The sequence below is a fragment of the Enterococcus sp. AZ078 genome (genome assembly GCF_051714985.1).
GTDB classification, from domain to species: domain Bacteria; phylum Bacillota; class Bacilli; order Lactobacillales; family Enterococcaceae; genus Enterococcus_B; species Enterococcus_B hirae.
On sequence record NZ_JBIOSW010000001.1, the window covers coordinates 2,508,531 to 2,520,456 of the forward strand.

Annotated in this window: 8 protein-coding genes, 1 pseudogene and 1 other annotated feature; of the genes and pseudogenes, 3 read left to right on the forward strand and 6 right to left on the reverse strand. The window is 36.8% G+C overall.

Features of this window, described 5'->3' with window-relative positions; all coding sequences use genetic code 11:
- Nucleotides 1–581: 581 nt before the first annotated feature.
- From IGJ18_RS11710 to IGJ18_RS11720, 3 genes and pseudogenes are all read left to right on the forward strand, one after another.
- On the forward strand, nucleotides 582–971 hold the full coding sequence (locus IGJ18_RS11710; RefSeq protein ID WP_096708731.1) for a hypothetical protein: 390 nt from the start codon (nucleotides 582–584) through the stop codon (nucleotides 969–971).
- Between the two features lie 46 nt (nucleotides 972–1,017).
- Nucleotides 1,018–1,296, forward strand: coding sequence for a hypothetical protein (locus IGJ18_RS11715; protein WP_081128426.1), 279 nt, complete (start codon nucleotides 1,018–1,020; stop codon nucleotides 1,294–1,296).
- Nucleotides 1,297–1,314: 18 nt separating this feature from the next.
- Nucleotides 1,315–1,581, forward strand: a pseudogene (locus IGJ18_RS11720) (transposase); the annotation flags it as partial.
- Nucleotides 1,582–1,694: 113 nt separating this feature from the next.
- Here IGJ18_RS11720 and IGJ18_RS11725 read toward each other — a convergent pair.
- The 6 genes from IGJ18_RS11725 to IGJ18_RS11750 form a co-directional block, all read right to left on the reverse strand.
- On the reverse strand, nucleotides 1,695–3,641 hold the full coding sequence (locus IGJ18_RS11725; RefSeq protein WP_010720873.1) for an acyltransferase family protein: 1,947 nt from the start codon (nucleotides 3,639–3,641) through the stop codon (nucleotides 1,695–1,697).
- 442 nt (nucleotides 3,642–4,083) lie between these two features.
- Nucleotides 4,084–4,959 (reverse strand): YitT family protein, encoded by an 876-nt coding sequence (locus IGJ18_RS11730; protein WP_010720874.1) that lies wholly within the window; start codon nucleotides 4,957–4,959, stop codon nucleotides 4,084–4,086.
- A gap of 448 nt (nucleotides 4,960–5,407) precedes the next feature.
- Nucleotides 5,408–7,174, reverse strand: coding sequence for an aspartate--tRNA ligase (gene aspS / locus IGJ18_RS11735; protein ID WP_438843353.1), 1,767 nt, complete (start codon nucleotides 7,172–7,174; stop codon nucleotides 5,408–5,410).
- Nucleotides 7,175–7,188: 14 nt separating this feature from the next.
- Nucleotides 7,189–8,481 carry a histidine--tRNA ligase gene (gene hisS, locus IGJ18_RS11740; protein ID WP_010720876.1) on the reverse strand — a complete coding sequence of 431 codons (1,293 nt, stop codon included), beginning with the start codon at nucleotides 8,479–8,481 and terminating at the stop codon, nucleotides 7,189–7,191.
- Nucleotides 8,482–8,536: 55 nt separating this feature from the next.
- Nucleotides 8,537–8,746: a binding site (T-box leader), on the reverse strand.
- A gap of 189 nt (nucleotides 8,747–8,935) precedes the next feature.
- On the reverse strand, nucleotides 8,936–9,883 hold the full coding sequence (locus IGJ18_RS11745; RefSeq protein WP_053766272.1) for an aldo/keto reductase: 948 nt from the start codon (nucleotides 9,881–9,883) through the stop codon (nucleotides 8,936–8,938).
- A 549-nt stretch (nucleotides 9,884–10,432) separates the two neighbouring features.
- Entirely contained in the window at nucleotides 10,433–11,692 is a 1,260-nt protein-coding gene (locus IGJ18_RS11750) for a cytochrome P450 (protein WP_438843354.1), read from the reverse strand.
- Nucleotides 11,693–11,926 lie beyond the last annotated feature (234 nt).

An 11,926-nucleotide genomic window follows, 5' to 3' on the forward strand; every position in this document is an offset into this window, starting at 1 on the left:
TTAATCGACCTTTTAAGGGAATGTACGAGAACGAAGCAAAAACACAAAAATTAGTTTTTTGGCTGTTGATTGTTACCTACTTCAAACAATTGAAAAGACATCTTGAGATCCTTTCAGATGAGTTCAGCACTTATTGATAGAGGAAAATCAGCTCTATAATTTATGGGACTGATGATGTATCGAGGTTGCTTACGAAAGCTTCCAGAAGAATCCCCACATAAAGACAGTCAAACGTGTAGCTTACGGACTTAAATCATTTGAGAACATGAATATTAGAATCTTTTTGAGCAATCAATTAATTAACGTGAAATAACAAAAAATCCGGGTCAGAATGAGGTTTATTCTGATCCGTATTTGAATTTATACCACTCATCGGTTCTTATTGACAAAGAATTAAAATAATGTTGAGGCGTTTTATGGATTTGATGATTTTTACATAAAGTTACAACCAAAAATCAAAAATTATTAGCAGTTATGAGTTTAAAACGATACTTTGTGAAAATATCGGCAGCATTTAAAGGTAACGTGATAAATTGAAATAGGAAGTATGGTGTCAAATTAATTTAAGGAGGTGAAGAATAATGAAAAAAGTGATACTAAAAGGCTTAATTTTAACTACATACATGGTAATGACGTGTTCAATGATTATTATAGGTGAAGTTGCTTTTGCCAGTGAAAACACTATGGCTGGTACTGAAGAAGTTATAGCCGAACCCACTAATAATATACAGTATGACATGTCAGGATTAATGATACATAGTAGCGCCAGCACGCTTAATTTTTCTGAGTATGTTTATATGCAAAACAAACCACATGGATCAAGTCGTTGGATTCCAAGCTTGACAAAAATTTGGCAAGTTAAATATAAAGACGGAAAAAAATACCAAGGCTATGTGAAGTGGACGGGTAAGTATAAAAACGGCACGCATATTGGTGCATATTATCAATACACTGGCGTATTAACTTTATAGGAAAGATAAAGTTATGATTCTTGTATAAACGAAAGGTGACAGTATATTGAAATTAAAAACGATTCGTTCTATTAGAATAGTCAAAGTAATACAGTTCTTACTTAGTTTTTCTTCTGTCTACTTACTAATAAAAGGATCTAAGTATGTATTTTTAATACCATTATTATTTGGTTTTCTCTTGGAACTAATACTTCCAAAAGAATATGGTGGTGGACTAGTTAAAAATAAAAAGAATGTATTTATAAATTCAGAAAAAATTTGGATTGAACCACTGATTGAAATTATACTTTTGATTTTATTTATTATTTTTTCAACTATTAATTGACCTAGGAAGAAGAAGATGTTTCATCTCAAAGATTCTATCTTATTCTTCTCCTTATTAAAAAAACTTCCAGAAGCGCTGGATGATCGCTTTCGAGCGAAACTTCAAAACCTTCTTTCTTATGAAGAAGGAATTACCAATGCACTGATTTACCCTTACTCTAATGGAAAAATAGAAGCAAAGAATCCCCACATAAAGACAGTCAAACGTGTAGCTTACGGACTTAAATCATTTGAGAACATGAATATTAGAATCTTTTTGAGCAATCAATTAATTAACGTGAAATAACAAAAAATCCGGGTCAGAATGAGGTTTATTCTGACCCGGATTTAATTTTATACCACTCATCAGTCCTTATTGACAAAGAGCCGGAAAATCAAGATGTCTTATCTCTTATTCAACTATTCCGTACTACCATTTCCATTAGCAGAACTAGCTACACTACCACTATTAGTATTCGTATCATTTTGGGTTGATTCACTTGAAACAGTTTTCTTCGTTTTATCTTTCCCTAATAAAGTTTCGCTTACTAAATGGATATAGTGTTTCATTCCTTCTGGATTTGGATGTACTTGGTCATCATAAAACCAATCATTGTGGCTATTACTATAATCATACCAGTCGATCAATGTAAGATTATCGTATTTTTTAGCCATTTGTGCTAACAAGGCATTCACATCGTTTTGCCAACGTTTTGTAGGAACGCGGACATTTACCCAGTAAACTTTACGATCTCCTAAGGCACTCATGATGCTATCAAATTGCGATTCAGAAAAGGCACCATTTGTTCCTAAGCCAATCAAAACCGTATCTTTCAATAAGTTTTGTTTTTTCAGTTCTTCAATATATGGCTCACTCGCATATAATTGTCGACCAACGTCTCCATCAACAACAACTTTAGGATATAACTCCTTCAAATCAGTCGCTGCATCTAACATGACTGAGTCCCCAAATGCTGTCAATTCTAATTTCTGCGCTTTCTTTCCTTGTTTAGCTGTTAGCCCATATTTATCAAGAACTGCTTGATCAACGGTGTTGGAATTATTATCTTCATTTTTCTGGCTTTCCTCCGCCAATCTTTTACTTTCAGCAATTTGTGCTTGTAATTTTTTTTGATCCGCAGTCACTGAATTCTTAGGTGCTGTAACAAAACCAACAAGAGCGATCAACACCATCAATGTTCCCGGAATGACCCAAGGTTTTTGCTTGCTGATAATCGGCTTAGTGAACCAGCCTTTGACTACTTGAATCGTTTGTCCATAATCGAATCGTGCCAAAGGACGTTCAATGTAGCGATAAGAAAGTTCGCTAATGATCAGGATCAATGAAATCTCGATCAATGTATGAAGCAAAACATGATCCGCAATATTCGCAACTTTTGCTTCATAAAAAATCATGACTGGAAATTGATACAGATAGATGCCGTAACTTCGTTTACCGATCCAAGAAAACACGGGATTGGTTAACCATTTGTTCACACTTGCGCCTGGATGCGCTGTTACCGCAACTAAAACGACACAGAAGAGACTAACTAACAGCATGCCCCCATAATAGACAAAACTATAATGATCATCTAACAAGAAAAAGAAGAGGATCAATGCGATCAGTGAAATCAATCCGGCTAGATTCAACACCCGTTTTGCTTGCTTTGGAATATTTTTTTTCAATCGGGTACTTGGCCAGACAAAAGCCAAAGCACTTCCTAACCAAATTGAAAACAATCGCGTATCTGTTCCATAATATACTCGAGTTGGATCGCCGCCTGGCGTAAACAGGATCATCATGAGGATCGCAGAAATAAGTGATCCTCCTAAGACTGTATAAACGATCCACTTCTTTTTACGTACAAAAACCATTAACAAAACAAAAAGAATGGGCCAAACTAAGTAGTTTTGACCTTCCACCGCCAATGACCAAATATGGGTAAACGGTGATTCATTGGCAAATCGATCAAAATAAGACAAACCATTTTTTATTTGCCACCAGTTGTTGACATACAATAAACTACTAACGACTGTTCCTCGTAAGTTATTCAATAACCCTCGTTGAAATAACGTAATATAAGCAGATGCAGTGATTAGTAAAAACACTAATCCTGGATATAACCTTTTCATTCGTCGGACATAAAACTGCCAAATATTGATTTTGCCATTTTGTTCCCATTCTTGCCGTAATAAATCAGTGATCAAATAGCCTGATACAACAAAAAATATCGGGACGCCCAAATAACCACCCTTCAAACTTGTAGGGAGCAAATGGTACAAAATCACTCCTACTACTGCCAAAGAACGAATACCGTCAAAACCAGTAATGTAGCGACTATTTTTTAACCTTTTTTGTTTTTCCATTCAATATTCCAACTTTTCATAAACTTTTTTCATTTGTAATATACGTGTATTGTACAAAAATAGCAAGAAAAATTCATATGATTTTCGCTATCATTTCTATCTTCCCATAAAACTTTGAAAAAAAGAATAACTTTTTCCGCAACTTTAATAAAAATTCAACTATGAACAACGTATAACTAAAAATAACCTTGAAGTCTCAGTAAGATTACATCTAACTGAAAGAATCACTTTACTAAGATCGTTACGACAAATTTAGCAAAATGAAGGGTGAAAATCTCAAAACAGGATAAACTGTTTGAAGATTCTCACCCTCCAGATACAAATCAAGTTACACAATGCCCAACTTTATCAAACGATTTGTAGAATAAAGTTGTTTCCAGCCACACTGATCGATTCATTTATTTGGATATGTCACTTTTTCTGTCAATAAGTTGCACTTGCACTAAACGCCCTCTTCATAAAACCGACCAAGAATTTGGACATTTTCGGCGATACTGACAAACGCTTGTGGATCAGAAGCTTTCATCGCTTCTCTTAACAAAGGCAACTCATAGCGTGTAACGATCGTCATCAACACCGTTTGTTTATCGTGCTTGTAAGCTCCTTCTGCCTCATTGATGATCGTGATTCCACGACGCATACAGTTTTGGATTTCATTGACTACTCGTTCGGGATGCTTCGTTACTATCATCACTTGCATTTTCTTTTGTTTCGTATACATCACGTCGGTTACTTTCCCACTGACAAAGATCGAAAGTGCGCTATAAAACATGTATTGCCAGCCAAAAAGGATACCAGCTACGAAAACAATCAATGCATTGAAGTAAATCGAAATTGAACCAATCGATTTTCCTGTCTTTTTACGAATAGTGATACTGACGATATCCAAACCACCTGAGGATAAGCCATTTCTTAAGGCTAACCCGATCCCTAACCCCATCACAGCTCCCCCAAAAATCGCGCAGATGATTGGATCAGTTGAAAGAACCGTTAGAGGAAGGATATGGATACAAAGTGACGTCAATGTCACGGTGATAAATGTAAAAATCGTAAACTTCTTACCGATCTTCACCCAAGCAAGAACAAATAAAGGAATATTCAATAAGTATAAAGTCGTTGAGACGGGTACTTCGAATCCAATCAACGATTTAGATAAAGTAGTCAGTATTTGTGCCAAGCCAGTGATTCCGCTTGAATAAATATGTCCTGGTTGATAAAAAAAGTTTAGTGCTACTGATGCAATCAATGCATAAACGATAGATACCGAAAGCTTGGTCGTATAATCATGATGCGCCCAATTTTCGAAAGTTTTTTTCATTGCTTTGTATTTCCGGTTACGATCTCGTAATTTTCAGATGAATTCGTATGAAGAGACAATCATTGGCTGGAAGTCAATTTCTCTCTTTTCCCGGAATTTCCTTTCTTAATTTTAATTTGGATAGTGAGTAAAGATACGTAGTATATAATGAAAGAACGAACGATTACGTTCAGTGACTACTCTATAATGATCCATCATTACACTAACCAAAAAGAAGGATTCATTCTTCGCCTATCGCATCACTAAACGTAGCATCCATTGAAAATATGGGTTAAAACTCAACTGACATTATACGCTATGGCTTAATTATAAATCGTTTTGGAATTAAATCAAGACAACATAAACAAGTACGAGAGTCTTTTTACACCTAGTCCAGACTCCCGTACTTATTATTTATAAAACGATCAATGGAATTGAGTTACTAGTCTTTTGTTCAATACGAATAAACTTAGTCCATGCTGGTTACATCAATATTCAAGTCAAATAATTGGGCATCTGATACCGTACTTGGTGCATCACTCATGACATCTGCTGCTCTACCATTTTTAGGGAAAGCAATAACTTCACGAATGTTTTCTTCACCAGCAAGTAACATCACAAAACGGTCCAAGCCAAGAGCAATACCGCCATGTGGTGGGAACCCATAATCCAATGCAGTTAATAGGAAACCAAATTGTTCCTCCATTTGTTCCTTCGTAAAGCCTAAAGTTTCTAAGACTTTTTCTTGGATTTCACGAGTATGGATCCGGATTGAGCCACCGCCTAGCTCATAGCCATTCAATACGATATCATATGCTTCTGCATAGACACTAGCTGGATCTGTACTTAAACGTTCAAGATCTTCTTCTTTTGGCATCGTAAATGGATGATGAGCAGATACGTAGCGTCCTTCTTCTGCAGAATATTCAAATTGTGGCCATTCTGTGATCCATAAGAAATTGAATTTTGTTTCATCAATTAAGCCTAATTCTTTTCCTAAGCGTGTACGGATTGCCCCTAGTGTTGCAGCTACGATTTCTTTTGTATCCGCACCAAATAATAAAATGTCTCCAACTTCAGCGTTTGTCGCTTGAACGATTGCTTCTGTTGCATCTCCCATAAATTTAGCGATTGGACCTTTCAAGCCGTCCTCTTCTACTTTTAGCCAAGCTAATCCCTTCGCACCAAATTGGCTAGCGTATTGCCCAAGATTATCTAAATCTTTACGAGAGTAGTTGCTTGAAGCATTTTTAGCATTTAAAACTTTGACGACGCCACCTTTTTCAAGAGCCATTTGGAAGACTTTGAAATCAACATCTTTGACGATTTCACTTAAGTCGATCAACTCCATCTCAAAACGTGTATCTGGTTTATCACTACCGTAGCGATTCATTGCTTCGTCATACGTCATGCGAGGAAACGGTAAAGTAACGTCGCTTCCACGAACATCTTTCATCACTTTCGCAATCAAGCCTTCGGTATAATCTTGGATTTCTTCTGCCGTCAAGAATGTCGTTTCAATATCTACTTGAGTAAATTCTGGCTGACGATCACCACGAAGATCTTCGTCACGGAAACAACGAACGATTTGGTAGTAACGATCAAATCCTGCATTCATCAATAATTGTTTAAACAACTGCGGTGATTGAGGTAACGCATAGAAGTGCCCTGGGTAAACACGCGAAGGAACAAGATAGTCACGAGCCCCTTCTGGCGTTGATTTTCCTAAATAAGGTGTTTCGATATCCATGAAATCATTATCATCTAAATAATGACGGATTGCTTTCGTTGTTTCATTTCTCATTTTGATATTTTTCGTCATTTTTGGTCGACGCAAATCTAAATAACGATATTTCATACGGATCTCGTCTCCGACTGTTTGATCGTCTTCAATCAAAAACGGTGGTGTTTTTGCTTTGTTCAAGATAACAATTTCGTTTGCGAATACTTCATATTCACCAGTGACCATTTTAGGGTTGATGGCTAGCTCCTCACGTTTACGAACCACACCAGTGATTTCAATCACGTATTCACTCCGACATTTATCCGCGATTTCCCATGCTTCTTTATTGACTTCAGGATTGAAAACGATTTGGACGATTCCTTCTCGGTCACGTAAATCAATAAAGATTACTCCCCCTAGGTCTCTTCGCTTTTGTACCCACCCTTTTAATGTAACAGTTTGATCTAGTTCTTTTGCTGAAATCAAACCGCAATAAGTTGTTCTTTGTGCCATTTTTCTTTTTCCTCCTACTCGAATAAAGTCATTTCATCATAGACTTCATCAAAATGTTCATAAACTTCTGTTAAACTAAAGCTTTTTTCTTTTCTATTAGCCATTGATTTGACTGTGACCGTTTGGTTTTCCAGCTCATCTCCGCCAATAACTAACACTAACTTAGCATTCGCTTTATCAGCCGTTTTGAATTGTGCTTTTGCTTTACGATCCATAAAATCACGATCAGCTGAAAACCCAAAATTGCGGATCGTTTGCACCAGTTTCAATGCTTCGATATTCGTTTCTTCACCTAAAGCCACGACATAAGCATCTAATTCATTAAATGCCGGAATCACGACTTCTTCTGCTTCCATTGTTAACAGCAAGCGTTCAATCCCCATCGCAAAACCAAAACCGGGTGTTTGAGGTCCGCCTAGTTCTTCAACCAGATTATCGTAACGTCCACCTGCACAAATCGTCGCTTGTGCGCCCATCTTTGGTGCATCACTCATAATCTCAAAGATTGTATGTGTATAGTAATCCAACCCTCGAACCATCGTGCTATCGATTTCGTAAGGTATATTAAGTGCATCCAACATAGCAACGACCATATCAAAATGTTTTTGCGCTGTTTCGCTTAAGAAATCTAAAATCGATGGTGCATCAGCAACAAACTTTTGATCTCGTTTGTCTTTACTATCTAACACCCGCAACGGATTCTCATGCAAACGACGTTGTGAATCTTCACTCAACTCTTTTTCAAATGGTGAAAGATAGTCGATCAATGCTTGACGATATGCTTGACGCGTTTCTTTATCTCCTAGCGAGTTGATCACTAATCGAATTTGAGTGATTCCTAATTGTTTGAAGAAATCAAGGGCCATAACCATGCTTTCCACGTCAGTTGCTGGATTGTCAGAACCAAAAGCTTCTACTCCGATTTGATGGAATTGACGTAAACGACCTTTTTGAGGGCGTTCATAACGAAACATTGGTCCCATATAAAATGTTTTATAAGGTTTTGCATATTCTGGTCCAAATAATTTATGTTCCACAAAAGAACGAACGATCGGTGCTGTTCCTTCTGGACGTAAAGTGATGTGGCGTTCCCCTTTGTCATAGAAATCATACATTTCTTTTGACACGATATCCGTTGTATCCCCTACACTTCGAGAAATGACTTCGTAGTGTTCAAAAATAGGCGTGCGGATTTCATTGTATTGATAATCTCTAAACAATAAACGCGCTGTTTCTTCCACGAACTGCCATTTTTCTGACTCACCAGGTAAAATATCATTTGTTCCTTTTGGTCTTTGGAAACTCATTTTTTTCTCCCCTTTACTTTTCTATGTAAAAAAAAATCCACCCTTATTCATTACGAACAAGGGTGAATGACTAATTCATACACGGTACCACCTATTTTTGAAAGATTGCTCTTTCCTCTAACGATTAACGCTCGTACACGGGACGGCTTTTCACTCGTCCATCTCCAGAGTGTCTTTTAGAACCTAAAACTTTAGATCATTTTCAGCCTTGATGATCCTCTCTTGTAAAGCTTCAGAAACTTACTCGCTCTTTCATTGATATTTTCAATATTACCTATAACCTACTAAAAACAAGGCGTAAAGTCAAGAAAAATCTGTAAATCAACTGAGAATTAATAAGGTGCTAACCGACTAGCTGAATGAAACATCTCTTTAATTACTAGCCTCCTTCATTCCAGCACATGCTCATTTTTTCAGAGCTAACTTCTTCTGTCACGACCTTCTCTGTATTTTTCTAAAAATCTTTAAAGAGTTGATCAATGGTATGGTAATCAGTGGAAGATAAATGAACATCTAATGCACGAGCATTATCTCTAACTTGTTCCGGTTTTTTCGCTCCAGGTATCACGACAGAAATCCGTGGATTTTTCATATACCAAGCTAAAACGAGTTGAGCAATACTAGCTTGATTGTTTTTCGCAATCGGTGCAAGTTGTTCGACAGCCTGAATGATTTTTTCAAACCTCTCTCCTTGAAAATCCGGATTCTTCTTACGAGGGTCATCTGGCGCCATACTTTTAAGACTATTTAAATGATATTTTCCCGTTAACAAGCCGGAAGCAAGTGGAAAATAAGGGACAAAACTAATGTTATGTTGTTCAAGATAAGGCCAACGTTCTTTTTCAGCTTCACGATGGATCAAACTAAATTTATCTTCAACAACATCAACATAGCCATCTTGATTTGCTTCTTTCAGTTGAGTCATTGAAAAATTAGAGACTCCGATTGCACGGATCTTCCCTGCTTCTTTTAGTTTGTGCAACGCAGCGACTGCTTCATTTTTTGGCGTTTCTTTATCTGGAAAATGGATATAAAAAATATCAATATAATCAGTTTGTAAACGTCGGAGTGCTTCTTCTACAGAACGGGTCAAAAATTCTGGTGAATTATTGAATACCCCTTTTTGCCCAGGAACATGGGCAGCTTTAGTGGCAATGATCACCCGTGAACGATCAAATTCATTTTCTTGCAAGACTTCACCGATCAGTTCTTCTGAACGTCCATTTCCATAAGCATAAGCAGTATCAATTAAATTGATGCCGTTTTGCAAAGCGGTTCGTACAACTTCTTTCCCAGTTTCATCTTTTAAGTTAGCAAAAAGATTATGACCACCGATCGCATTCGCTCCTAAGCCAAGTTGTTCAGCGTAAACTTGTGAATGTCCAATTCTTATTTCTGCCATTCGCAATTCCTCCTTTTTTCTTTAGTCTAAAACAAAAAGAAAAAAAGCTAAACTAAAAGAACTTTTGAAGTAAGAGGTTGTGAAAGCAACGGGAAGCTCCGATGACAATAAGAAAGGATTTTTTAAAACAGCTTCTCATGTTTTGAAAAATTCAGGCTTATTTCAAGGAGCTGTTGCTTGAACACCGTTTAAAACAAGAGGTTGTGAAAGAAGCGATCAGCTCCGAGCGAATAAGAGAGGATTTTTTAAAATAGCTTCTCATATTTTAGAAAATCATCGCTTATTGCTGAGGAGTTGCTTCTTGAACACCGTGAATTAGAGGTTGTGAGAGCATCGGGAAGCTCCGATGACAATAAGAAAGAATTTTTTAAAACAGCTTCTCATGTTTTGAAAAATTCAGGCTTATCTCAAGGAGCTGATGCTTGAACACCGTTTACTTGCTTTAGAATAAAAAATAAAGCCCCCAAAAAGTTAGTTTTTTTAGTCTAACTTTTTTTGGGGGGCACTACAGAATGAGATTTATATTTCAGACTTTTTATTTTCTACGCACTATTCTTTATATAAGAGTACACGACTATTAGGATAAGTTGGAAATTGATTACTAGGGATCGTCCAATCTTGTTCAGGTACTGAAAATTCATAATGATTGACTAATTGGTCAGAAAAGACCCGTAAACTGTGTAAAGTGATCCATTCTCCTGCACAGCGATGCATTTGTCGAAAGTCTCCTCCACCTTGAGCAATCATCTCATATTCCTCTTCGTAAGAAAGATCTTTTGCTTTCCCTAAATAACGTTTGATTATGAATGAATCTGGCACATCGATTGTACGCTCATCATGATTCGTCCCGTATAGATCCAAAATAACCCAACTATCTTTAGGAATAAGATAGCCGTCAACTGACACATCTTTTAAAGCAATTGCTGGCAACATTGGGAAAAATGGATAGTAACGGCGCATTTCCTGAATAAACGGATCTTGAAGTTCTGTAAAGTCATTTTTCAACTGCTGTTTTAAGTCTGGTCGACTGAATAAAGCATGTCCCATCAAAGCTGCCCAGACTGTCAATGCTACAGTTGGTCGAATAATATTGAGCAATTCCACCGCAGCCACTTCGATTGGCAACAAATTACCATCAAGATCAGTTGCTTGGGCAAAAGCATATAAAGCGACATCTTCTTTACTTGGAACAGGGTTTGCTCGTGCATCCTCAATCAACCTTTGAGCCCATTGTTCAGATTTTTTACGATTTTCAACCCCTTTGATATGATCGATTGGCGACGTAAATGTCCCACTGATCATAGAAATTTGGTAATCAGCGAACTGATTGATTTCTTCATCGGTCAATTCTGCTAAGTTGATTCCTGACCATTCACAAATCGAAGTAAATAGTACTTGTTTACTTAAATCAAATAATTCAAATTGTCCATGTTGTTCGTTTAACGCTTGAGACAAATTTTTTTCTAAAATTTGATGGTACGTATCCATTCTTTCCGGTGTCATCAAATCCATAAAAATCGATTTGCGATGATGGTGTTGGGCACCGTCTAGTGTTTGAACACCATCTTTCCCAAACAACGTTTTTAATACTAATTTAGGCATTGCTCCTTTTCGTTTGAAATTCCTTGGATCATAAAAAATTTGAGCGGCTTCTTTTCCATAGATCACAATCGCTTCTTTATTGAAGATTTTTGCTTTCACTACTGGCGCATTTGCCTCTTTACGTAATTCCTCTAACAAGTGATAACCTTGCTCATATCGTTTTTTAATCTCGGTTATCTTTATATCGACTACTGGTACCTCTTTCATCTTTTATCTCCTCCAATAGAACACTTCATCTATTATTAGCTTATCTTTTTTTTAGATAGCTGACAAAAAAAGTGTTCTAAAACCAAAAAGACCAAATGGACTCGATTTTAGAACTATTTCTCCTCTAAAATCACTCTTTTTTCCTTAAAAAATAGGTTCCCCCATCTGTATGACACTTTTCGAGTAGGCACACAAAAAACCGAACACTCAAAGATTCATCGCTTGTGCGAATCT